A 22,538-nucleotide genomic window follows, 5' to 3' on the forward strand; every position below is an offset into this window, starting at 1 on the left:
AGGAAATTGCGATTCATCTTATTTTAAAATTTATCATCATCAGGAGGTTCATTTTATGATAGCTCGAAACTTACAAGATACAACAACATTGCATAACGGCGTGACCATGCCTTGGTTCGGTCTCGGGGTGTTTAAGGTAGAAGAAGGCCCTGAGCTGGTTGAGGCGGTAAAGGCTGCCATAAAACACGGGTACCGCAGCGTGGATACGGCGGCAATTTACGGGAACGAAGAGGGCGTCGGTCAAGGGATCCGGGAAGGGCTGCGAGAAGCAGGCATCTCCAGAAAAGATTTATTCGTGACATCGAAGGTTTGGAATGCGGATTTAGGGTATGAATCTACAATAGCGGCCTATGAAGCAAGCCTTCAGAAACTTGGTTTGGACTATCTGGATCTATACCTTATCCACTGGCCGGTAGAGGGCAAATTCAAAGAGGCATGGAGAGCGCTGGAGACCCTGTACAAAGAAGGAAAGGTCAAAGCGATCGGGGTAAGTAATTTCCAGATCCATCATCTTGAAGAGTTAATGAAAGATGCGGAAGTCAAACCGATGATTAACCAGGTGGAATACCATCCGCGTTTGACGCAGAAGGAACTGCAGTCGTTTTGCCGGGACAATGGAATTCAAATGGAAGCTTGGTCTCCACTCATGCAAGGCCAACTATTGGATCAAGAGGTCCTGAAGGATATCGCCGGTAAGCATGGCAAATCGGTTGCGCAGGTCATTTTGCGCTGGGACTTGCAAAACGGCGTCGTGACCATTCCCAAATCGACAAAAGAACATCGGATCGTTGAAAATGCAGCGGTGTTTGATTTTGAATTAACGAAAGAAGACATGGAACGAATCGACAGCCTGAACCAGAACCACCGGGTCGGTCCGGATCCGGACAATTTTGACTTTTAACTCAGGTGAAGAGGATATAGACGGTTTTTCGTCTATATCCTTTTTACAAACGTACAAACGGGAGGGACAAGCATGCAATTGAACATACAGGGAAAAACGGCAATGGTGACGGGCTCTACGGCAGGCATCGGCAAAGAGATCGCCATGTCATTGGCAGCAGAAGGGGCCACCGTTATTATTAATGGACGCCGTGAGGATAAAGTGAATCAGACCATGCAGGACATCCGGGCAAAGCATCCTGACGCGATCCTTCTGCCGGCCGTGGCCGACCTGGGAACCGAACAGGGATGCCAAAAGGTGATCGATGAGATCTCCGAAGTTGACATTCTCATCAACAACCTGGGCATCTTCGAACCCGTAGAATACTTTGATATCCCGGATGAGGATTGGTTCAGGCTGTTTGAGACCAATATTATGAGCGGCGTCCGGCTTACCCGCTGGTACCTGAAACAGATGATTCAAAAAAGGGAAGGCAGGATCATCTTTATCGCGAGCGAAGCGGCCGTGATGCCGTCCCAGGAAATGGCTCATTACAGCGCGACCAAAACGATGCAGCTCTCGCTCTCCCGCAGTCTGGCTGAGCTCACTCAAGGAACAAACGTGACCGTCAATACGGTCATGCCCGGTTCCACGTTAACCGAAGGCGTGGAGACGATGTTAAACAGCCTGTACCCGGATGAGAAATTGACGATCGAAGAAGCCGAGAAGCGGTTTATGAAAGAGAATCGGCCCACCTCCATTATTCAAAGGCTGATCCGGCCCGAGGAAATCGCGCATTTCGTCACCTTCTTAAGCAGTCCTCTATCCTCGGCCTTTAATGGCTCTGCGCTGCGAATCGACGGGGGATTGGTGCGCAGCGTGTTTTAATCAGCCCCGGGAACGCGCAGTACACTATACGGCAAATTTGCCATCATTATAATTCAACCCCAGTGGACGAAATGGGGTGCCCGTAACTTTCGCCAAACACACCGAAAAAGCCACTCCCTATAAGGAGTGGCTTTTCATTATGCTTTCATTTCCTTCTCAACCGTAGCCTTTGTCTTCATAGGCATGAATAAGGTGATCACAAACGCGATAACGGCGAGAATCATCATGAAGTAATAGGCGTCGCTTGCCCCTAAAATAGACGTAAGGGTTTTAAGAAGACCGGGAGCCGTGGAGGGATTGTCCTGCATCACGGCAGCCGCATGGCTTTTGGCCTGCACGGTATAAATCGTAATCACGACAGCGGTACCGATGGCTCCGGCAATTTGGCGGACGGTGTTGTTCACGGCTGTACCATGCGTACCGAGTTGTCTTGGCAGCGCATTGAGTCCGGCCGTATTGAGCGGCATGGTGATGAAGCTGAGACCAATCCGCAGGCCAATGGTACGAACCATCAAATACATGTACGTGGTCGATTCGGATAAATCGGTTACCGCCCACATGGAGGGAATAATGAACAGCAGACCGATAATGAACAGAGGCTTCGCGCCGAAACGGTCGTACAGCTTACCGGTGACCGGTGACATGAACGCATTGACGATCGCACCCGGCAATAGCAGCAGTCCTGCGTCAAATGCCGTAAAACCACGTCCATTCTGCAGATAGATCGGCAGCAGAATCATATCGGCGTACATCATCATCGTGACCAATACGTTAATGACAGACGTTAGCGTGAAAATTTTATTTTTGAAAACAGACAGGTTGAGCAGCGGATCCTTGGACTTGACTTGGCGAATACAGAAGATGGCGGTCACAACGATCCCGATTGCTAAGGAAAGGATGACGATCGCGTCGTCCCAGCCTTTGCTGCCGGCGCTGCTGAATCCATATAGAATCAAGCCGAAACCGACGGTGGATAACAGAACGCTAATGACATCCAGCTTCGACTTCGATGTTTCGGATACATTGACCAGATACTTGAAAGCAAGCAGGATGACAATGGCGACAAGCGGAACGAGGCCGATAAACAACCAGCGCCAGGAGTGGTATTCGACAATGAAGCCTGCGAGCGTCGGTCCGATGGCCGGAGCGAAGATCATCGCCAGTCCCAGCAGCCCCATCGCGCTGCCGCGCTTTTCGACGGGGAAGATGGCGAGCACGACGCTCATCATGAGCGGCATGACGATGCCTGCTCCGGCTGCTTGGACCATCCGTCCCAATAAGAGTACGACAAAGCTTGGCGCCGCCGCACAAAGAATGGAACCGATAAGCAAGAATGCCATGGCGCTAATAAACAACTGCCGCGTGGTAAAACGTTTCATTAGATAGGCCGTAATCGGAATCAGAATTCCGTTGACCAGCATGAATCCCGTTGAAATCCACTGCACGGTTGCGGGCGTGACATCGAATACTTCCATCAGGTTACTCAATGCGACGTTTAATAGCGTCTGGTTGAGCGTGGATAAGAAACAACCCAGAATTAAAATGGTCAGTAAGATTCCTTTATTGATTTTCTTTATGTCTTCTTGCATGGTTGCCGTCCTCTCTTCATTGCTTTTTCGACATAGTGTCAATAAAATATATCATATCAGCGATGAAGACCGATGCCTATTTGCAATTCCGCCGAAAGTGTCGACTAATCGACAGAAGGAGGAGATTCGTTGACGAAGTAATAAAATAACGGTAACCGGAGGATGAAATGCCTGAGCATAAAAGAGTCGATCCACGGGCCCTGCGCTCGAAAAGGATGCTGAAAAACGCCGTCTTTTCATTACTGGCCGACAATGTCGAGGTGTCGCAATTAACCGTCCAAAAAGTTGCGAGCCGCGCCGAACTGAACCGTGCCACGTTTTATTTGCATTATGAGGACCTGAACGATTTGCTGCGGCAGATTGTGCACGAGATTTTTGATGACCTTTCCATGAAGGTTGAACCGCTCTTACATTTAAAAAGCAGAAACGAACAGGAGCAGCTGGTTACGTTTTTAAGTTACTTTGTGGAGTACCGCAAGGTTTTCGCCGTACTGGTCGAGCATCCGGGCTTCAAAAAACATTTGTCAAACCTGCTGAAAAACACGATCGAAAGACGCAGGGAAGCAAGGAAGATTAACGGCTCAAGGGATGTTGCTTCGGTTGATATCGTTGCATCATCGCTTCTCGGGGTGATTCTGTGGTGGATTAAGGACGGCACGGAACATAGCGCGGAATATATTGCGGATCAAATTACCCTGATGTACAAAAGAAAATATATGTAACCCAAAAAGCCTTAACCCTTGTTGCAGGGTTAAGGCTATATTGCTTCATCAAGCCAGTCTTGTCTTAAAGTCCTGATAGCCGAACTCGCGCACGACACGGCAGTTGCCGTCCTTGTCCTGCACGGCGATGGCCGGCAGCGGCATGCCGTTGAAGGTGTTGGTTTTGACCATGGAGTAGATCGCCATGTCCTCGAACACCAACCGGTCGCCGTTCTTGAGGGGCTGATCAAAGGAATAGTCGCCGATGACGTCGCCCGTAAGGCAGGTCGGTCCGCCAAGCCGGTAGGTGTACGGCTTCTCGCCGGCTTCACCCGAACCGATCAGCGGCGGACGGTAGGGCATTTCCAGCACATCCGGCATATGACAGGTCGCCGACGTGTCCACGATCGCGATCTCGATGCCGTTCTTATGGATATCCAGCACGGAAGTAACCATGTAGCCCGCGTTGAGTGCGATCGCCTCTCCGGGCTCCAGGTACACCTCCAAGCCGTATGTATCCTGCATTCGCTGAATGCAGGCCTCGAGTCTCGGAATATCATAGTCGTCTCGCGTGATGTGGTGACCGCCGCCGAAATTGATCCATTCCATTTGCGGCAGCCATGGTCCGAACTTGTCCTCGACCGCATTCAGCGTAGTCTCCAGATCGTCCGAATTCTGCTGGCACAAGGTATGGAAGTGCAGTCCCGTTACGCCCTCCAGCAGCTCCGGCCGGAAATCTTCACGCTTGACGCCGAATCGGGAGCCCGGCGAGCAAGGGTCATAGATTTCATGCCCCACTTGCGTCGAGCATTCCGGATTGATGCGAAGGCCAACCTTTCGTCCGGCCGCGAGAGCCTTCTCTTTATACTTCTCCAGCTGGGAGAAGGAATTGAAGATGATATGGTCGCAGATGGAGACAATCTCGTCGATTTCATCCTCACGATAAGCAGGGGCAAAGACGTGGTTTTCCTTGGCCATTTCTTCGTGACCGAGCCGTGCTTCAAACAGGCCGCTCGCGGTCGTACCGCTTAAATATTGCCCGATAAGGGAATACATGGCGGTCATGGAAAAAGCCTTTTGCGCCAGCACGATCTTCGCTCCCGTACGCTGCATGACGCCGTTCAATATCTTCAGGTTCTTCTCGATGAGCGCTTCATCGACGACGAAGCAGGGTGTCGGTAACTCCTCGAACCGCATCTTAACGAACGAGCTCCGGCTCTTTCGCTTCTTCAGGCAGGGCATCCACCAGCACTGGATTGAAATCTTCTACCCAAGGAAGTCCCCATTTGTTCAGCTCTTCCATGAATGGATCCGGATTGAACTCTTCGACATTGTATACGCCCGGTTTGTTCCATTTGCCGGTCATAACCATCGCTGCGCCGATCATGGCAGGAACGCCCGTCGTGTAGGAGATGGCTTGGGAGCCCACTTCTTTGTAGCACTCTTGGTGGTCACACACGTTGTAGACGTAGTACGTCTTGTCTTGGCCGTCTTTTTTCCCTTTGAAGATGCAGCCGATGTTCGTTTTGCCCACCGTACGAGGTCCGAGGGAAGCCGGATCCGGAAGCACAGCCTTCAGGAATTGAAGCGGAATGATTTGCTTGCCTTCGTATTCGATCGGCTCGATCGAAGTCATGCCTACGTTTTCAAGCGCCTTCAGGTGCATGAGGTAGCTTTGGCCGAACGTCATGAAGAAACGGATGCGTTTCAGTCCAGGCATGTTTTGCGCAAGGGATTCAAGCTCCTCATGATAGAGCAGGTACATATCCTTTTGGCCGACTTCGGCAAAGTTATATTCGCGCTTGATTTCCATCGGCTTCGTTTCGATCCATTCACCGTTCTCCCAGTAGCGGCCGTTCGCGGACACTTCGCGGATGTTGATCTCCGGATTGAAGTTGGTTGCGAAAGGATAGCCGTGATCGCCGCCGTTGCAGTCCAGAATGTCGATATATTCAATTTCGTCGAAATAGTGTTTCAGGGCATAAGCGGAGAATACGCCAGTGACGCCCGGGTCAAAACCGCTGCCGAGCAGCGCTGTGATTCCTGCTTTTTCGAAGCGCTCGCGGTAGTCCCACTGCCACTTGTATTCGAATTTCGCCGTATCTTCCGGTTCATAGTTTGCCGTATCCATATAGTGCGTTTTCGTAGCCAGGCAGGCGTCCATGATCGTCAAATCCTGGTAAGGCAGGGCCAGGTTCATAACGATATCCGGTTTTACTTCGTTAATAAGAGCAATCAGCTCCTCTACGTTGTTGGCATCGACTTGTGCGGTCGTGATTTTGGTCTTGCCTCCGTCGAGTTTGGCTTTCAGCTCATCGCATTTCGATTTCGTGCGGCTGGCGATGCAGATTTCTTCGAAAACCTCGCTGTTTTGAACGCATTTATGAACGGCTACAGATGCGACGCCCCCGGCGCCAATGACTAGTGCTTTTCCCATGTTTCGATCTCCTATTCCGAATGAATTTTTTTACATGTAAAAACGGCAACAAAAAAAGCAAGCGAAACACGCATCATGCGCATCACACTTGCTTTGATATAGTCAAATAGTAAGATCGTCCCAATAAGCATGGCATGACAAACCTCTTGCGTGCTCGTCAGTCAGCCATAAAACGCAGTGCTTTATGGAAAGGCGCTCATATTCGAATATATCATGTTAGGATCAGAGTCTATATAGCAAATAATTACTTTTACCACTCTTATTGACCGTTTCACAAGTTGTGTGCATATGCACTGGTTGTAAAGTAACCAACTTATAAAATTTGAGCTTTTAACTCAATCAATAAGGCAACGAAAGTTGCCAATCGGCATTTGACCCGGCTGTCCGTATGGCCTTAACTTCCTCATGGAAGTGGTCAAAGATTATCTGCTTGGAAAGATCCTAAAATATATCGACTATTCGCTTTCCAAAAATCACGCTACTTCATAATAGCAGGCTGGCAAGCATAGAACAAGTAAAATTTTCGAAAAATATTTAATTTCCATCAGACCTGGCAGACAGATCGAAATCCACCTCCTCCATAAATTCGATGACTTCCCCGTTGGGACTGTGCAATTGGAACACAGGGTGGTCCTCTAACGCTAACTTCATCTTCGTCCACATACCTTGGAAAAGAACACAAAAAAACCCGGCAGATCTGCCGGGTTTACATATGCATAAATTCATATTGCGCGCAAAAAAGCACTATGGTATGATTGGAAAACCAGTAGCTACTTTTTTGCAAAAAATTAAAATTATCCCATCTTATTTACAACTTAATCTTATCACAGGAAATAGCGGTTTGTCAAACGGTATTTTTCAGCAGGTTGAAATGAAGGAGGAGGGTGTTTAGATGGTGAATGCGGAGGATTGGAAGCAGGAGCAGGGGCGGCTGGATCTGGTTATGGAAAAGCTGGGGAAAAGGATGGAGGAACTCGAACCGGAGGTGTCGGGTCTGCAAGGCCAGGTGACAGATATCCGCAAGCAATTCTGGGAGGAAGTCACCGTCAATACAGGTTCGGACGAAGATTTTGAAGAGACCTTCTACAGCATCAGGCAGCAGGAGGCGTTATTATCCGAACGGGAGCGAAGCCACCGCCTGCGCGTCCAGCAATGGAAGAACATGAAAAGGCTGCAGTCGTCCCCTTACTTTGGGCGCATCGATTTTCAGGAGGATGGATTGAAGTTTACCGAGCAGGTGTACATTGGGGTGGCATCCTTCGTCGATTCGGACGGCATGAGTTTCCTGGTGTATGACTGGCGTACTCCGGTCGCGAGCATGTACTACGATCATTCTCCGGGAGCGGCTGGATATGATACGCCCGGCGGAGCCATCACAGGCGAGATGAAGCTGAAGCGGCAGTATCAAATCCGTGAGGGCCAATTGCAGAACGTATTCGACACAAGCTTGACGATCGGCGACGATTTGCTGCAGCAGGTGCTTGGGAAGGGCGCGGACAATCAGATGAGAAGCATCGTCGCGACCATCCAAAAGGAGCAGAACGCCATCATCCGCGATGACAAAAGCCGGATGCTTATCGTGCAGGGGGCAGCAGGCAGCGGGAAGACCTCCGCAGCGCTCCAGCGGGTGGCATACCTCCTGTATAAGCACCGCGAGCGGCTTAAGGCCGACCAAATCGTTCTGTTCTCGCCGAATCCGATGTTTAACAGCTACGTATCTACCGTTCTTCCCGAGCTTGGCGAAGAAAATATGCAGCAGACGACCTTCCAGGAATACCTTGACCACTGGCTAGGACGGAAGTTTCGCCTGGAGGATCCCTTCGACCAGATCGAATACGTGTTGGCAGAGCAATCGACGCAGGCGTATAAAGCGCGTCTGAAAGGGATTCATTACAAGTCATCCGCAAGCTTTCTGCAAGCTCTCCGGGATTACGCGCAGTGGCTGGAGCAGGAAGGCATGTTATTCAAAAGCATTCGGTTTCGGGATCGGGATCTGATTTCTGCGGAGCAAATGAAAACCAAGTTTTACAGCTACGACCCTTCCATTCGCATAACCAATCGCATTGCGATGCTGCAGGAGTGGCTGCTGCAGGAGCTGGCCTTGCTGGAGAGTAAGGAACGGTCGGCGCGCTGGGTGCAGGATGAGCTCGATTATCTCGATAAGGATCAGTACGCCGAGGCATATCAGAAACTGCACAAAGAGAGAGCCGTCTTTGATTTTGCCGAACGATATGAAGAAGCCCGCGAAAGGATACAGGGTGAGCGCAGGTCGGATGAAGGCGATTTTGACTATGCAGAACGGGAAGAAAGCCTGCTGCGGCAGATGATTGTAAAAGAACAATTCGTACCGCTGAAGCGAAGCGTGAAGCGGTTGATGTTCATTAATATGGTCCAGCTGTATGTACAGTTGTTCGCTGATGAGGCCGTCTTTCAGAAGATGACGAATGGGGCCGACGTTCCCTCGCTCTGGCCGGAAATCTGTGAGCAGACCAAGGAGAAGCTCGGCCGGCTTGAACTGTTCTATGAGGACGCAACACCCTACCTGTATTTAAAAGAGCTCATCGAGGGTGTCCGGACGAACACGGAGGTCCGGCATGTATTCATTGATGAGGGACAGGATTATTCGATGTTCCAATACGAGTTCCTCAAAAGGCTGTTTCCCCGTGCCCGCATGACGGTACTCGGCGACTTCGGTCAGGCGATCTTTGCGCAAGCAACGGAGCTGTACGGAGAGGATTCGCCCCTCACCAGGCTGTACGGCGAGTCGGAGACGAATTTGTTCCGCCTGGTCCGCAGTTACCGGTCCACCCGGGAGATCGTGGAATTCACGAAGCATCTGCTGCCAAGCGGCAAGGAGATCGTCCCCTTTGAACGGGCCGGCAGGAAGCCGCTCCTCTCGAACGCGGGCCTCGGGGAGAAGCGGGCCGCAAGAATAGCGGAGCATCTGATGGCGCTTCGGGCTGAAGGCTTCACCTCGATTGGCGTCATTACGAAAACGGCGGCCGAGGGCCAAGAGGCTTATGATCTCCTGACGTCGCAAGGATGCCAGGGACTGAAGCTCGTGACGAAGAACACGCCGAACTTTGAGAAAGGGACACTGATTATTCCGGTCTATCTCGCCAAGGGCGTTGAATTCGATGCCGTGCTCATCTACGACGCATCTTCGCAGACGTATCGCCTTGAGAGCGAACGCAAGCTGTTTTATACGGCCTGCACGCGTGCCATGCACCGGCTGCTGTTGTTCGCGGCAGGAGAGTGGTCTCCATTCCTCCAGGCGTTGGATGCGTCTTTGTACGAGGTGGAGGGCGACGCGTGATCGCTTCCGAGTAGTGGAAAAATGATTTTTTTTTGAGAACGAGTACCGCGTAACCCGATATTTCATATACCTGAAAGGGTTCTGTAACATGCCGCCACTGATGATAAGTACGGTTTCGTGCTTTTTCAGTGGTTTTTTTTCATGGTTGTTCGAAGAGGAATATCCAAAAATTAGGCTCATACCTCATTGACTTCATATAATTCCGGTGATATATTGTGCATACACGATATACACAATTTGTTGAGGAGGTACGGCATGCTGGCATTAGACATTCGGCATTTAAATAAGAACTACCCGAATTTTCAGCTAAAGGATGTATCGTTCCAACTGGAACAGGGTTATATTATGGGGTTTATCGGTGCCAACGGTGCGGGAAAAACGACCACCATCAAATCGATCCTCAACATGATTCACATCGATAGCGGCGAAGTGCGTATTTTGGGCAAGGATATCGCCGAATACGAAATTGAATTGAAGCAGGAAATCGGATGCGCCTTTGGCGACGTGGATTTCTATAGGCGCAGCAAGATCAAAACGCTGACCGAGGTCATTAAGAAGTTCTACAAAAATTGGGATGATGAGACCTATTACAATTACCTGAGAAGATTCAAACTGGATGAAAACAAGAAAGTCGCCGAATTGTCGACAGGCATGAAGGTTAAGTATAATTTGGCACTTGCCTTATCCCATGGAGCGAAGCTGCTCATCCTCGATGAACCGACAAGCGGACTCGATCCGGTCGCAAGAGACAATCTGCTCGATATTTTTCAAGAGCTCGTCGTGGGCGGCGAAATCAGCATTCTTTTCTCGACTCACATTACATCGGACTTGGAAAAATGCGCGGATTTTATTACCTTTATCGAAAACGGGCAAATCGTCGCAAGTTCCGAGAAAAACGAATTTATGGAGTCCTATCGCTTGTTGAGCGGTAGCGAAAGCCAGCTGAACCAGGTCAAAGACAAGATGATTTCCTATAAAGTCAATTCATTCGGCTTTACCGGATTGATCCATTCCAGAGACTTCGACTCCACTTCCGATATTAGAGCGGCTACGCCTAATCTCGAAGAGATCATGATTTATTTCGCGAAAAAGGAGGATGCGTATGTATAATCTGGTGGTGAAGGATCTGAAATTAGGGATCGGTCCATTATTTTTTATCATGCCTGTTATTTTGGGCGCCTTAATGCTCATTCCCGGTTGGCTGTATTTTATTGTTATTCTGTATTTTTGCTGGATTACCATACCGAACATGTTTGGCCAGTTTAGAGCACAGAACGATTTGGTATTCACCTCGATGATGCCTGTCACCAAAAAAGACATCGTCAAAGGAAGGGTGCTTGTTGTCGTCATCATGGAGTTATTGCATATCGTCATGGCCATGATCTTTGGTATGATCAATATCCAATTGTACTCGAATCTGACCCAGGCTTTCTTTGCGCCGCACATGGGCTTTTGGGGACTGTGTTTTGTCATGCTGGCGATCTTCAACGTGATCTTTATCCCTATGTATTACAAGACGGCGTATAAATACGGCGGGGCGGCGACCGCATCCATTACGGCCGCGATGCTTTTTGCCGGAGTCGCGCAATGGATCGGGGTTCAAAGTTCTTATGTATCCGACATTTTCAATGGGACCGGGGCAGACAATATAGCACTTCAAGTATCCATTCTGATCGCAGGAATCGTAATATTTATTGCACTTACCATGATGGCTTATCGAATGGCGGTCAAACGGTTCCATAAAGTAGAAATATTATGAACATATTCATCTCAAACACATCCGACAAACCGATTTATCAGCAGCTTTTCGAACAAATCAGCGCCCAAATTCTGAAAGGGGAACTCGAAAGCGGCTATTGTCTGCCGCCGATCAGGCAGGCAGCCCAAGAGCTTCGCGTGAGCGTCATCACCGTCAAGAAAGCTTGGGAGGAACTCGAACGAAGCGGTTTGATCCATACCGTCACCGGTAAAGGGTGCTTCGTAGCCGAATTTTCGCCCGAAGAGATGCTGCGAATCCGCAACGAAATGATCCTGAAGCAAATGGAAGGCGATACATCCTACTACAAATCCTTTGGCCTTACACTGGACGAGGTAATCGAGCTGCTGAAAAAAATTTATTAGCAATCTTGCGACACCCTTCAGCCAGCGACAGGCATTTTATTTTATCGGATATTACATTTCATTGAATCATAATAAAAGGACCGATAATATATTTTTCATCCGAATGAACATGTCTTGCAGCCCAAGCAGAGCAGAATGCTTGGGCTGCATGTATTCGTCGTCTCATAATAGAGCGGCCGATAAAGGTCGGCTTGGCTTCAAAGGGAATCCGTATGGCGTTGATATCCGAAATCCGTCAGCGCAAAAATTTCCGTGAGAGCGTCCTGATTTAGTCTTGCACCTGACGTAACGTCATGTTTTACAATAAAGGTACCGGTACATAGCTAGCGTCAAAGAGTGGGGATGGTCTATGAAGAAATATTGGAAGGTTGGGGAACTTGCCAAGCTGTCGGGGTTAACCGTTCGAACTTTGCATTTTTACGACCAAATCGGCTTGTTGTCTCCTTCCAGCCAGACGGAATCGGGCCACAGGCTGTATAGCGAATCGAACTTGTCACGCCTGCACCAAATATTATCGCTAAAAGAGCTGGGGTTATCTCTCGAGGAGATCAAGTCCGTTTTAACGGGCGGTCAGATCAGCCCGCTTGAGATCGTGGGCCTGCAGATCAATCAAATTCAGGAGCAGATCAAACAACGGCAGCAATTATTGGAGCAGCTCAGACATGCATCCAAGCTGATACAGGGCAAGGAGGAGTTGACGGTCGAGGATTTCGTCAGCATCCTGCAAGCGATGAAGGCGGGCTTTGAGAAGCCTGTCATTGAACGGCAAAGAAGTTGGGAGCGGCATTTGGACCTGCTGGGAGACTATCTTGCCGAGGAGAACGGAATGACGAAACCTAAGGAGGAAGATCAATGAACGAACGATTCGTTAAGCATGCCACCTTCGTCGTGGAGCGGACTTATGCTGCCTCGCCGGAGCGTGTGTATCAAGCATGGGCCGATCCGGCTGCTAAAGCCCAATGGTTTTCGAAGCCGGACATCTTCGATTTCCAGGTTGGCGGACGTGAATGCAGCAGCGGCGGGCCGCCGGAAGGGCCGGTCTTTACCTTTGATGCGATCTACCAGGAGATCGTTACAGGGCAGCGTATCGTCTATACGTATACCTTGGATTCGGAGGGCGCGCGCATCTCCGTCTCGATCGTTACGGTCGAGCTGATCCGGATGGAGGGCGGCACGAAGCTGATTTTCACGGAGCAGGGCGCGTTCTTTGACGGGCATGATACGCCGGAAATACGGGAGCATGGTACAAACGTGATGTTGGAAGCACTCGGCAAGGCATTGGAAAAGGAGGCATGACGATGGGTGAAAATGAACTAATGGCTACGCGCGAGTATGATGTTCCACGGGAGCTTGTATTTCGGGCCTGGACAGAACCCGATTTGTTAACCAGATGGTGGGGGCCGGCAGGCTTCACGAATACGTTTCACGAGTGCGACATAAGGCCGGGAGGCGCGTGGAAGTTCATCATGCACGGACCCGATGGCGTGGATTACCCTAACCATAACGTTTTTGTTGAGATGATGCAGCCGGAGCGGGTCGTGATTGAGCATCTAAACGTTCATGAATTTCGCGTAACGGCTACCTTTGAAGAAGTCGATGGCCGCACTCGGGTCACCTTCCGTCAACGCTTTAAGAAGAAAGAAGAGTTTGAGCAAGCGAAGCCGGTCTGCATAGAAGCAAATGAACAGCAGCTTGACCGGCTTGGCAAGGTGCTGGCGGAGATGGCTTAGCGTTCTTGTACTGCAATGGCTATGCTGTAATGGCCCGTATATCGTCGCCGTCCTACGTTCCCTGCGGGGAGTCGGACGGCGATTTTTATTTGGATAGCGCTATTTGAGGGGATGAAGGCCGCTTTATGATATATTCAAGTAAAGTTGTCCTCACTCTGAACGTCAAACCAAGATAAAGGAAGTGTGAACGATGAATTTAGAGTTGGTCATGCAGGAGCTTGAAGCCCTCGGCAAGGAGCGCACCAAAAAGATGTACCTGTCAAACGGCGCGCATGAACCGCTTTTTGGCGTGGCTACCGGCGCGATGAAGCCCATTTTCAAGAAAATTAAACGCAATCAGCCGTTAGCTGAGCAGCTTTATGCTACAGGGAATTACGACGCCATGTATTTTGCGGGCGTGATCGCCGATCCGAAGGTGATGACAGAAGCGGATTTTGAGCGGTGGATCGACGGAGCTTACTTTTATATGCTGTCGGACTATGTGGTCGCCGTTACTTTGGCAGAAACGGATATTGCGCAGGAGGTTTCCGATAAGTGGATCGCAAGCGGCGTGGAGCTGAGAATGTCTGCGGGCTGGAGCTGTTACTGCTGGCTGCTCGGCAATCGACCTGACCATGAATTTTCCGAAGAGAAGATTGCCGGTATGCTGGAGCTGGTGAAAGGCGCGATACATGAGGCTCCGGAACGCGCGAAATATGCGATGAACAATTTCATATACACCGTGGCGGTCTCCTATTTGCCGCTTCATGACCAGGCGGTGGCCACTGCGAAGGAAGTCGGCCCGGTAGAAGTGGGTCTCCACGCTGCGAAAAGCAAGTTCCTGGACGCTTCCGTTAACATTCAAAAGGCGCTTGATAGGGGGCAGCTCGGCTTCAAGCGAAAATATGTAAGATGTTAGTCATCATTGAGAAGAAAGGACATGGGATATGACAAAAATCAGATTGGCCGTGATCGGCCTGGGACATATGGGCAAGCATATGGTTCACCGTTTGATTCCCCAATTTGCCGGTCGGGTTGAATTAGCGGCCCTATGTGATCAGGAGGAGGTGCTGCGCAGGGAAGCTGAAGCAGCCGGAGGTACCCCACGGCTTTACACAGACTACAGGGCTCTGCTTAATGAGGTACAGCTCGATCTTGTATATATCGCGGTTCCTCCGTCCATGCATTATGATGTGGCGCGGATGGCCTTTGAAAAAGGCGTTCACGTCTTCTGCGAGAAGCCGCTTGCGAACAGCTTGGAGGAGGCCAAGCATCTGCTGGAGCTGGGGGCGCGCTACGATCGGCTGCATGCCGTTCACTTTTCGTTCCCGCTCGAGCCGGAAGTCCTGAAGCTAAAGGAACTGATGGAAGAGCAGGCGGTTGGAGCGATCGAGAGCATGGACCTCTATCTGGAATTTCCGCAGTGGCCCCGTGCCTGGCAGCAGAATCCCTGGATCACGACGAGGCACGAAGGCGGGTATTTGCTTGAAGTGGGTATTCACTGGATTCATATGATCCAGCAGGTGTTCGGTCCGATCATTCAGGTTAGGAGCGAGGTTGAGTATCCGCCGGATGGACGGCAGTGCGAGAGCCGGGTGAGGGCCGTCATGCGTTTGCATAACCATATTGACATCCATGTATCTGGCACGGACCGCCGTGAAGGTGAAGAACGTGTCTCCCTGGTTGTCCGCGGGGAAAAAGGAACCATTGCGCTGGAGAATTGGAGCCATCTATATATGGGTGCGAATGAAGCCGATATGCATCCCGTACTTCCCGTTGAGGCGGAGGGACAGCTGCCTATTTTCAAACAGGTACTCTCGATTCTGAACGGCGAGCCGGGCCATATCTATGACTTCTACGACGGATATAATGCGCAGGTGGTTCTGGAGGCGCTGCGTAAGCCGGGCGAAGGCTTCACAGACCTCAGATCACAGCTGCTTCAGGCGGAATATCAATAGGGAAATGGAAACAAGGGCAGCTGAAATCGCTGAGGTTATCTATTGGCATGACAGCTCGCCTTTTTACCCGGGCAAAACCTTAACGCGAGCAGAAATCGCTGCCTTTGGGACTATAAATAGATGCTCCTTGCGGTCTCGTTGAAGAAATGCGTTACGTTGTCGTACTTGGTGATATCGATCTGCTGCTGCCTCATGATTTTCTGAATGAAGATGGCATCGGCAAAGATGGCGTTGATAATCTTCCCGCACCATAACGGGGCTGCTTTGAAGTAATCGACCAGTGAATGAATTTCATCAAAGTCAAAATAAAGGATATACGTGGCATAATTTTGGATCAGCATCCGGAAAGCGTGGTCACGGTAAGGGCTGGAGCGATGATCCGCGAGAAAGTCGGCCATGATTTTAAACAAGGCTGCTTTATCGGTCGAGTACCTATGCATCAGATCATCAACATTGTTGATCAGCTGCAATACATCCTCCAGTCCTTCCTCGGCTGGCATCGTCAGCTTGCTTGATTTGCCTTCGATGGTCTTTAACAGCTCCAGCGAAAGGCTTTTGCACGCATCGATTTCAGGAGGAGATAAGTCTAGTTGCTCCCTATACTTGCCGGGGTTCTCGCGATAGTGGTCATAATAGTTGGTAAAATAGTGTTTGACCGCAATATCGGTTGTCGTATGAACGAGATCCTTCCCGCGGAACGAAAAGGAGTAGAGGGTCTCCTCGTTGACCGGGTGCGTATAGAGATAGAAGAAGAGGAAAAAGTCCCGCAGCTCTGCTCGCTGCTCTTCCTTCAGCGCCTCCGCGTCCATGCATCGGGATAACTGAAAGAAGCAATAGTTTTTCATAAAATCGTTCATCGCGTTGTAAGGGTTAACCTTCACAATCGACGTCGTCGCGTTCACCGTAAACAGAAGATAGTAGAAGACCAATTCATCGTATACGCTCAGCTGCGGAAATTCCGCCGAAAGCACGGGCTCCCAATCCACATTCGCCGTGTAGTGAGGATCACGCGGTTGTAGTTCCGAGATCCATTCACTGAATGCCGTACACGCATGACCCGTTACAAACAGCTCCGCGCCACCATCTTCGCAATCGCAGTATTCAAATCCGTCCGTTGAAACGGGCGGGAGTCCCCGCTCAAACTTTATATTTATGTATTCATGATAGAGTGTTTGAAGATTCATATGTTCTCACCCCGGTATATTAGATAAGCTTACGGGTCCGTCCCCCGCAACCTGACTAATGGAATTATAAGGTACCCGCAAAGACAGATTCAAATAATCCGCTGGAATCCAATGAGAACAATCAGTAAAAAATAATTCTTTACTGATCGTTCTCAATATGTTAGGATGAACTCACGGAACAAAAGGGGCCATTCACCCAATGTAGAATGATCATTCTCGAATGAGTGTCAGGAAAAGTAACTCTGGAAGAATAGCACGGATTGTGCAGCCGGATGGAAAGGTAGCCCACCATGCCGACGCGGGCACCGCGCTGGCCGCGAGCGAAGGGTCGAACACACGCTCCTTGGCTTGTTCGATTCATGAAGTGCAGAAATGAGGACGAGGGAGTGATCACCATGAAACATAAAACGGATGTGCTTATCATCGGATTTGGCAAAGCCGGCAAGACGCTGGCGCCCTTTCTTGCCAAACAAGGGCTGAGCGTTACGGTCGTCGAACAGTCAGCGCAAATGTATGGCGGCACGTGCATCAACGTAGGCTGCATTCCGACGAAGGCATTGGCTCATCAATCGCATCTATTCTCACAACAGGACATCCATGACCCCGAAGCGCGGCAAGAGAAGTACGCGCAGGCCATCCGGGAGAAGGATGAACTGGTTTCCCTGCTGCGTGCGAAGAATTTCGACCAGGTGAACAATCAACCGGGAGTTACCGTAATGACAGGGAAAGCGTCTTTTCAATCCGCGCATGCGGTAGAGGTAAGTTCGCAGGAAGGCAGTATCCTGGTGGAAGCGGAACGAATCTTCATCAATACGGGTGCCAAACCGGTCATTCCCGAGATTCCCGGCATCGACAGCGATAAGGTATACACCAGCGCGGAAATTCTGGATCTGGCCAAGCTTCCGAAACGTCTGGCCATTATTGGCGGCGGTTATATCGGCCTCGAATATGCTTCCATTTATGCCGGGTTTGGTACCGAAGTCGCGATACTTGAGCATGGCGATCAGTTTCTACCCAAAGACGACCGGGATATGGCCGCTGAGGTGCGGAAGGTGCTGGAGCAAAAGGGCATCCAGATTCGGCTGCAGACCCGCGTGGATCGAATCGATGACCAAGGCTCTGAAGAGGTCACCCTCCATCTGTCCTCTCCAGACGGTCCGGTGGAATGGAAGGCCGATGCCGTGCTGGTAGCAACCGGCAGAAAGGCCAATACTGATGAGCTGAATCTTGAGGCAGCCGGCATCCAGCGTACGGCACGCGGTTTCATTCAGGTTGACGAGAAGCTGCGGACGAATCTTCCCCACATCTGGGCGCTTGGCGACGTGAACGGGGGACCCCAGTTTACATACATCTCCCTTGATGATTTCCGGATCGCGAAGGATCAATGGTTCGGAAGCGGGAAGCGGACCACGCTGGATCGCAAGCAGGTTCCATATTCGGTCTTTATCGACCCGCCGTTATCTCACGTCGGACTGACAGAAGCGGAGGCTCGCAAGCAGGGCTATAACGTCCAGGTTGCCAAACTGTCCGTTACGGCTTCAACCCGGGCCCGTCAACTGAAGCAGACCGAGGGTCTGCTGAAAGCGGTTGTCGATGCGGATACCGGGCTGCTGCTTGGCTTCACCATGTTCGGCGTGGAATCCAGTGAAGTGGTGAACATCGTTTCCGTGTTCATGAACTCCGGGCAGCCATACACGGTGCTGCGGGATACGATCTTTACCCATCCTTCCATGTCGGAGATCCTGAATGATCTTCTAGGTCTAATATCAGGATAAACGTGAAGTTCCAGCCTATTCTTTATCGATCATTCCCGAAATGGTATGATGTTCGTATACGATAGTCTGGGAGGGAAGCTGAAGTGGCCAGAAGCAAAGAATTTGAAGAAAATGCCGTCTTGGAAAAAGCGATGAAGCTTTTCTGGGAGCAAGGATACGAGAAGACGTCGATGAATGATCTTGTCGAGCATATGGGAATCCACCGCAGAAGCCTTTACGATACGTTTACAGATAAACACACCTTGTATCTTAAGGCAATGGACCGGTTTGAGGAACGTACGGATGCCCATTTGGCGGCAGGCGTCAAGCAGTCCCGGACCTCGAAGGAAGCCCTGCAGTTCATTTTCGATTATATGAGCAATGGGGAAGAAGGCGCGCCGCCCGGATGCATGTTTGTCAATTCAGCCGTTGAAATGGCATGCCGGGATGAAGACGTCGATGCCAAATCCGTAAGGTCCTTCGAGAAGGTGGAGCATCTGCTTGTAGAGATTGTATCCCGGGGGCAGCAGAATGGCGAGTTCACCGATCGGTACGAAGCCCAGGAATTGGCCGAGTATCTGCATAATGCCTTAACAGGGCTGAGGGTAATGGCCCGGACGTCGGTGCCGAAGGAAAAGCTCCAGCGCATTAGCGCTTTGACAATGCAAATTTTAGAGAAATAAGTAGATATAAAATTTTTTTGAAGTATTTAGAATGATCATTCTCAAAATATTATACAGAATGGAGCAAAGACATGAAAACATTGATTATTGCAGCTCATCCGAATTTAGGGGATTCCCGGATCAACCGGGCGCTGCTCGATGCCATGAGAGATCAGCCGGATACGACTGTACACGCGCTGTATGAATTTTATGGGGATGGCCCGCTGGATATCCTGCATGAGCAGGCGCTGCTCGATCGCCATGACCGGATTATTTTCCAATACCCGCTTTACTGGTACAGTACACCCCCGCTTCTCAAACAGTGGTTCGATGAGGTGCTGGCTTACGGCTACGCCTTTGGTCCAGGCGGGGATCGCCTGAAAGGCAAGGAAATCGGCATAGCGATCTCCACTTCGGGTACTGCCGCCTCGTATCAGCCCGGAGGGTACAATCTGTTTACGATCCGGGACATTGCCAAGCCGATGGAGGCGCTCGCCAACTATGTAAGTGCCCATTATTTGCCCCCATTTGCCGTCCATGACGCGCACCATATCACGGATGAACAGCTCGCCGAGGCTCAAGCCGCGTATGTTCATCACCTGAGAAACATAAGCCATGTACAAACCGCCGGCCTGATCACGATTAACAAATAACAATCGATATCCTTAAGGAGGACATGAAAATGACGGACAACAAAATTGCACTTGTAACGGGAGCTAACAAAGGAATCGGGTATGAAGTCGCCAGACAATTGGGAGAGCAAGGCATAACGGTATTGGTCGCGGCACGTACCCAAGCGGTTGCAGATAAAACAGCGGCTGAGCTGCGTGATCAGGGCGCTGAAGCAGTTGGCATAGAGCTGGAAGTAACGAATGCGGAGCATATTGCGGCTATGGCGAGATGGATCGGCGACACCTATGGACGCTTGGATATTCTGGTGAACAATGCGGGAATATGGGCCGAAAAAGGGTCATACGAAGGGGATGCACTGCGGGATACGTTTGAGGTCAATACGTTTGCTCCCTACTACATCACGGAAGCGCTGCTGCCGCTGCTCCTGAAGAGCGAAGCCGGCCGAATCGTGAATCAGAGCAGCGCCTTGGGATCCATTCAGTATCTGCTTTCAGATGAGCTTGCACAGCGTATTGCCACTCCTGCTTATTCCGCATCCAAAGCCGCCCTCAATATGCTTACAGCTTATTGGGCCCAGAAAACGCGAGGTACAAACCTGAAGGTGAACTCGGTGCACCCTGGCCTGGTCAAGACCCAAATGGGCGGAGACAAAGCAGAGCTTTCGCCGGAGGATGGAGCCAAGACGGCGGTCCGTCTGGCTACGCTGCCTGAAGATGGCCCGACGGGCGGCTTCTATTACATGGATAGCCAGCTTCCTTGGTAATCCTGGAGTCCAATCGCATCACAAGCATTTTCTGCAAAAGTCCAAACGAAATCATTCAAATTTAAATATGAGGAGCGATCAACGTATGACACAAGAAAAAATGAAAGCCGTAGGCCTGTACCAATACCTTCCGATTGAGGATCCGAACAGTCTGATCGATGCGGAAATCGACAAACCGGTTCCAGCAGGAAGAGATCTGCTGGTCAGAGTGAAGGCGATCTCCGTCAACCCGGTCGATACGAAGGTGAGAGCCCCGAAAGCACGCGTCGAGAGTGAACTCAAGGTGCTGGGATGGGACGTGGCAGGAGTGGTGGAGCAGGTGGGACCGGATTCTACATTGTTTCAGCCAGGCGACGAGGTCTTCTATGCAGGCAGTATCGTACGCCCCGGGGGCAACAGCGAGTTTCACCTTGTCGATGAGCGCATCGTCGGTCTGAAGCCGTCCAGCACGGATTTTGCAGAGGCGGCAGCGCTGCCTTTAACCTCGATTACAGCATGGGAAGGGCTGTTTGACCGGTTGGGCATTCCGGCCGACAGATCCTTGAATTCCGGCAAATCCATTCTGGTGATCGGAGCCGCCGGCGGGGTGGGATCCATTGCAGTGCAGCTTGCCCGGTATGCCGGATTAACGGTCATCGGTACCGCCTCCCGTCCGGAATCTGTCGCATGGGTGAAGGAGCAGGGTGCGGACCATGTCATTAACCATTACGATGCATTCGTACCGCAGCTGCAGGCGATCGGATTCGAACAGGTGGATTACATATTATGTCTGAATGGTACAGAGCAGCACTGGAAGGGCATGGCCGAGGCTATCGCGCCGCAAGGTAAAATCTGTTCCATCGTCGAGACGGATGAATTGCTGAATTTGACGCTGCTTAAAAACAAGAGCGCAACCTTCGTATGGGAATTCATGTTTACGCGCTCGATGTACCAGACGGCGGATATGATCGAGCAGCATAACCTGTTGAACGAAGTCGCACGGCTTGTGGATCAAGGGGTTGTCCGGACAACCGTGGCGCAGAAGCTGGGGGCTATCAACGCCGAGAACCTCCGCAAGGCGCATGTTCTTTTGGAAACCGGCCGGACCGTGGGCAAGATCGTACTTGAGCAATTCTGAGGAATAAACCGGGTCCGGGATTGATGGCTATGCCCTAAGCATCCCTTCACCCCTGAAACGTCGGTTTCAGGGGTTGTTTTTCTTTTTGTTGAGGAGCATATATCGGATCAACTCCGTGCGTGACATTAGTGATAAAAGTACGTACTTATTCGATGAAATGGACCCAAAGAGAATAGACATTAGAAAATGCCTCGGTTACTGTCCGCGTCGCCCATGTATTCGAATTTTCGCATACATTCGCCTCGGTTACCGTCCGAGCCGCCTCATGTATTCGGATTTCCGCATACATTCGCCTCAGTTACTGTCCGAGCCGCCTCATGTATTCGAATTTCCGCATACATTCCCCTTAGTTACTGTCCGAGCCGCCTCATGTATTCGGATTATCGCATACATTCGCCTCGGTTACCGTCCGCGTCGCCTCATGTATTCGGATTTTCGCATACATTTGCCTCGGTTACTGTCCGCGCTGCCCCATGTATTCGTATTTTCGCATACATTTCCCTTGGTTACTGTCCGAGCCGCCCCATGTATTCAGATTATCGCATACATTTGCCTCGGTTACTGTCCGAGCCGCCCCATGTATTCGAATTTCCGCATACATTAGCCTCGGTTACTGTCCGAGCCGCCTGATGTATTCGGATTTCCGCATACATTCGCCTTATTTACTGTCCGCGTCGCATCATGTATTCGGATTATCGCATACATTTCCCTTGGTTACTGTCCGAGCCGCCTCATGTATTCGGATTATCGCATACATTCCCCTTAGTTACTGTCCGCGTCGCCCCATGTATTCGTTTTTTCGCATACATTCCCCTTAGTTACTGTC

The 22,538-nt window shown here is 50.6% G+C and carries 22 protein-coding genes; 18 read left to right on the top strand and 4 right to left on the bottom strand.

Annotated features, from left to right (window positions below):
* Positions 1-55: 55 nt before the first annotated feature.
* Together ACTHPM_RS16485 and ACTHPM_RS16490 are read left to right on the top strand one after the other, a co-directional pair.
* On the top strand, positions 56-901 hold the full coding sequence (locus ACTHPM_RS16485) for an aldo/keto reductase (protein ID WP_440396696.1): 846 nt from the start codon (positions 56-58) through the stop codon (positions 899-901).
* A 72-nt stretch (positions 902-973) separates the two neighbouring features.
* Entirely contained in the window at positions 974-1,768 is a 795-nt protein-coding gene (locus ACTHPM_RS16490; RefSeq protein WP_440396695.1) for an SDR family NAD(P)-dependent oxidoreductase, read from the top strand.
* A gap of 137 nt (positions 1,769-1,905) precedes the next feature.
* On the opposite strand, the gene ACTHPM_RS16495 is transcribed toward ACTHPM_RS16490, so the two are convergent.
* A complete protein-coding gene (locus ACTHPM_RS16495) occupies positions 1,906-3,357 on the bottom strand; it encodes a DHA2 family efflux MFS transporter permease subunit (RefSeq protein WP_440396694.1) in 1,452 nt (483 codons plus the stop codon).
* A 167-nt stretch (positions 3,358-3,524) separates the two neighbouring features.
* On the opposite strand from ACTHPM_RS16495, the gene ACTHPM_RS16500 reads away from it, so the two are divergent.
* On the top strand, positions 3,525-4,079 hold the full coding sequence (locus ACTHPM_RS16500) for a TetR/AcrR family transcriptional regulator (RefSeq protein ID WP_440396693.1): 555 nt from the start codon (positions 3,525-3,527) through the stop codon (positions 4,077-4,079).
* A gap of 48 nt (positions 4,080-4,127) precedes the next feature.
* On the opposite strand, the gene nspC is transcribed toward ACTHPM_RS16500, so the two are convergent.
* On the bottom strand, positions 4,128-5,255 hold the full coding sequence (gene nspC / locus ACTHPM_RS16505; protein ID WP_440396692.1) for a carboxynorspermidine decarboxylase: 1,128 nt from the start codon (positions 5,253-5,255) through the stop codon (positions 4,128-4,130).
* Position 5,256: 1 nt separating this feature from the next.
* Positions 5,257-6,495, bottom strand: coding sequence for a saccharopine dehydrogenase family protein (locus ACTHPM_RS16510; RefSeq protein ID WP_440396691.1), 1,239 nt, complete (start codon positions 6,493-6,495; stop codon positions 5,257-5,259).
* 892 nt (positions 6,496-7,387) lie between these two features.
* Between ACTHPM_RS16510 and helD the strand changes: the two genes are divergently transcribed.
* The 9 genes from helD (at position 7,388) to ACTHPM_RS16555 (ending at position 15,599) form a co-directional block, all read left to right on the top strand.
* The gene (gene helD / locus ACTHPM_RS16515) at positions 7,388-9,811 is read left to right on the top strand and encodes an RNA polymerase recycling motor HelD (RefSeq protein ID WP_440396690.1); all 2,424 of its coding nucleotides are present in this window, start codon (positions 7,388-7,390) and stop codon (positions 9,809-9,811) included.
* Between the two features lie 255 nt (positions 9,812-10,066).
* Positions 10,067-10,921, top strand: a complete 855-nt coding sequence (locus ACTHPM_RS16520; protein WP_440396689.1) for an ABC transporter ATP-binding protein — start codon at positions 10,067-10,069, stop codon at positions 10,919-10,921.
* Positions 10,914-11,570 carry an ABC-2 transporter permease gene (locus tag ACTHPM_RS16525; RefSeq protein ID WP_440396688.1) on the top strand — a complete coding sequence of 219 codons (657 nt, stop codon included), beginning with the start codon at positions 10,914-10,916 and terminating at the stop codon, positions 11,568-11,570. Before ACTHPM_RS16520 ends, ACTHPM_RS16525 begins: the two co-directional genes overlap by 8 nt.
* The gene (locus tag ACTHPM_RS16530) at positions 11,567-11,932 is read left to right on the top strand and encodes a GntR family transcriptional regulator (RefSeq protein WP_440396687.1); all 366 of its coding nucleotides are present in this window, start codon (positions 11,567-11,569) and stop codon (positions 11,930-11,932) included. The genes ACTHPM_RS16525 and ACTHPM_RS16530 overlap by 4 nt, the downstream gene beginning before the upstream one ends.
* 349 nt (positions 11,933-12,281) lie before the next feature.
* Complete coding sequence (locus ACTHPM_RS16535) at positions 12,282-12,788, top strand: MerR family transcriptional regulator (protein WP_440396686.1); 507 nt, start codon at positions 12,282-12,284, stop codon at positions 12,786-12,788.
* Complete coding sequence (locus ACTHPM_RS16540; RefSeq protein WP_440396685.1) at positions 12,785-13,228, top strand: SRPBCC family protein; 444 nt, start codon at positions 12,785-12,787, stop codon at positions 13,226-13,228. The genes ACTHPM_RS16535 and ACTHPM_RS16540 overlap by 4 nt, the downstream gene beginning before the upstream one ends.
* Positions 13,225-13,662 carry an SRPBCC family protein gene (locus tag ACTHPM_RS16545; RefSeq protein ID WP_440396684.1) on the top strand — a complete coding sequence of 146 codons (438 nt, stop codon included), beginning with the start codon at positions 13,225-13,227 and terminating at the stop codon, positions 13,660-13,662. The genes ACTHPM_RS16540 and ACTHPM_RS16545 overlap by 4 nt, the downstream gene beginning before the upstream one ends.
* 190 nt (positions 13,663-13,852) lie before the next feature.
* Complete coding sequence (locus ACTHPM_RS16550; RefSeq protein WP_440396683.1) at positions 13,853-14,560, top strand: DNA alkylation repair protein; 708 nt, start codon at positions 13,853-13,855, stop codon at positions 14,558-14,560.
* Between the two features lie 28 nt (positions 14,561-14,588).
* Complete coding sequence (locus ACTHPM_RS16555) at positions 14,589-15,599, top strand: Gfo/Idh/MocA family protein (protein ID WP_440396682.1); 1,011 nt, start codon at positions 14,589-14,591, stop codon at positions 15,597-15,599.
* 110 nt (positions 15,600-15,709) lie between these two features.
* Here the strand turns inward: ACTHPM_RS16555 and ACTHPM_RS16560 are convergent, their stop codons facing one another.
* The gene (locus ACTHPM_RS16560; RefSeq protein ID WP_440396680.1) at positions 15,710-16,783 is read right to left on the bottom strand and encodes a hypothetical protein; all 1,074 of its coding nucleotides are present in this window, start codon (positions 16,781-16,783) and stop codon (positions 15,710-15,712) included.
* 220 nt (positions 16,784-17,003) lie between these two features.
* On the opposite strand from ACTHPM_RS16560, the gene ACTHPM_RS16565 reads away from it, so the two are divergent.
* The 6 genes from ACTHPM_RS16565 (at position 17,004) to ACTHPM_RS16590 (ending at position 21,712) form a co-directional block, all read left to right on the top strand.
* The gene (locus ACTHPM_RS16565; RefSeq protein WP_440396678.1) at positions 17,004-17,159 is read left to right on the top strand and encodes a hypothetical protein; all 156 of its coding nucleotides are present in this window, start codon (positions 17,004-17,006) and stop codon (positions 17,157-17,159) included.
* 19 nt (positions 17,160-17,178) lie between these two features.
* Positions 17,179-18,558 carry an FAD-dependent oxidoreductase gene (locus tag ACTHPM_RS16570; RefSeq protein WP_440396676.1) on the top strand — a complete coding sequence of 460 codons (1,380 nt, stop codon included), beginning with the start codon at positions 17,179-17,181 and terminating at the stop codon, positions 18,556-18,558.
* A gap of 83 nt (positions 18,559-18,641) precedes the next feature.
* On the top strand, positions 18,642-19,220 hold the full coding sequence (locus ACTHPM_RS16575) for a TetR/AcrR family transcriptional regulator (RefSeq protein WP_440396675.1): 579 nt from the start codon (positions 18,642-18,644) through the stop codon (positions 19,218-19,220).
* A gap of 71 nt (positions 19,221-19,291) precedes the next feature.
* Positions 19,292-19,852 (top strand): NAD(P)H-dependent oxidoreductase, encoded by a 561-nt coding sequence (locus tag ACTHPM_RS16580; RefSeq protein WP_440396673.1) that lies wholly within the window; start codon positions 19,292-19,294, stop codon positions 19,850-19,852.
* A gap of 29 nt (positions 19,853-19,881) precedes the next feature.
* Positions 19,882-20,595, top strand: a complete 714-nt coding sequence (locus ACTHPM_RS16585) for an SDR family oxidoreductase (protein WP_440396671.1) — start codon at positions 19,882-19,884, stop codon at positions 20,593-20,595.
* Between the two features lie 85 nt (positions 20,596-20,680).
* Positions 20,681-21,712, top strand: a complete 1,032-nt coding sequence (locus tag ACTHPM_RS16590; RefSeq protein ID WP_440396669.1) for a zinc-binding alcohol dehydrogenase family protein — start codon at positions 20,681-20,683, stop codon at positions 21,710-21,712.
* Positions 21,713-22,538 lie beyond the last annotated feature (826 nt).

Origin of the sequence: Paenibacillus sp. SAFN-054 (genome assembly GCF_051966755.1) — a bacterium.
Taxonomy (GTDB): domain Bacteria; phylum Bacillota; class Bacilli; order Paenibacillales; family Paenibacillaceae; genus Paenibacillus_AQ.

Bases quoted from the DNA above. Each gene is read 5' to 3' on its own strand.
- ACTHPM_RS16485 (WP_440396696.1), top strand. From the start codon at position 56: ATGATAGCTCGAAACTTACAAGATACAACAACATTGCATAACGGCGTG.
- ACTHPM_RS16490 (WP_440396695.1), top strand. From the start codon at position 974: ATGCAATTGAACATACAGGGAAAAACGGCAATGGTGACGGGCTCTACG.
- ACTHPM_RS16495 (WP_440396694.1), bottom strand. From the start codon at position 3,357: ATGCAAGAAGACATAAAGAAAATCAATAAAGGAATCTTACTGACCATT.
- ACTHPM_RS16500 (WP_440396693.1), top strand. From the start codon at position 3,525: ATGCCTGAGCATAAAAGAGTCGATCCACGGGCCCTGCGCTCGAAAAGG.
- nspC (WP_440396692.1), bottom strand. From the start codon at position 5,255: ATGCGGTTCGAGGAGTTACCGACACCCTGCTTCGTCGTCGATGAAGCG.
- ACTHPM_RS16510 (WP_440396691.1), bottom strand. From the start codon at position 6,495: ATGGGAAAAGCACTAGTCATTGGCGCCGGGGGCGTCGCATCTGTAGCC.
- helD (WP_440396690.1), top strand. From the start codon at position 7,388: ATGGTGAATGCGGAGGATTGGAAGCAGGAGCAGGGGCGGCTGGATCTG.
- ACTHPM_RS16520 (WP_440396689.1), top strand. From the start codon at position 10,067: ATGCTGGCATTAGACATTCGGCATTTAAATAAGAACTACCCGAATTTT.
- ACTHPM_RS16525 (WP_440396688.1), top strand. From the start codon at position 10,914: ATGTATAATCTGGTGGTGAAGGATCTGAAATTAGGGATCGGTCCATTA.
- ACTHPM_RS16530 (WP_440396687.1), top strand. From the start codon at position 11,567: ATGAACATATTCATCTCAAACACATCCGACAAACCGATTTATCAGCAG.
- ACTHPM_RS16535 (WP_440396686.1), top strand. From the start codon at position 12,282: ATGAAGAAATATTGGAAGGTTGGGGAACTTGCCAAGCTGTCGGGGTTA.
- ACTHPM_RS16540 (WP_440396685.1), top strand. From the start codon at position 12,785: ATGAACGAACGATTCGTTAAGCATGCCACCTTCGTCGTGGAGCGGACT.
- ACTHPM_RS16545 (WP_440396684.1), top strand. From the start codon at position 13,225: ATGACGATGGGTGAAAATGAACTAATGGCTACGCGCGAGTATGATGTT.
- ACTHPM_RS16550 (WP_440396683.1), top strand. From the start codon at position 13,853: ATGAATTTAGAGTTGGTCATGCAGGAGCTTGAAGCCCTCGGCAAGGAG.
- ACTHPM_RS16555 (WP_440396682.1), top strand. From the start codon at position 14,589: ATGACAAAAATCAGATTGGCCGTGATCGGCCTGGGACATATGGGCAAG.
- ACTHPM_RS16560 (WP_440396680.1), bottom strand. From the start codon at position 16,783: ATGAATCTTCAAACACTCTATCATGAATACATAAATATAAAGTTTGAG.
- ACTHPM_RS16565 (WP_440396678.1), top strand. From the start codon at position 17,004: ATGAGTGTCAGGAAAAGTAACTCTGGAAGAATAGCACGGATTGTGCAG.
- ACTHPM_RS16570 (WP_440396676.1), top strand. From the start codon at position 17,179: ATGAAACATAAAACGGATGTGCTTATCATCGGATTTGGCAAAGCCGGC.
- ACTHPM_RS16580 (WP_440396673.1), top strand. From the start codon at position 19,292: ATGAAAACATTGATTATTGCAGCTCATCCGAATTTAGGGGATTCCCGG.
- ACTHPM_RS16585 (WP_440396671.1), top strand. From the start codon at position 19,882: ATGACGGACAACAAAATTGCACTTGTAACGGGAGCTAACAAAGGAATC.
- ACTHPM_RS16590 (WP_440396669.1), top strand. From the start codon at position 20,681: ATGACACAAGAAAAAATGAAAGCCGTAGGCCTGTACCAATACCTTCCG.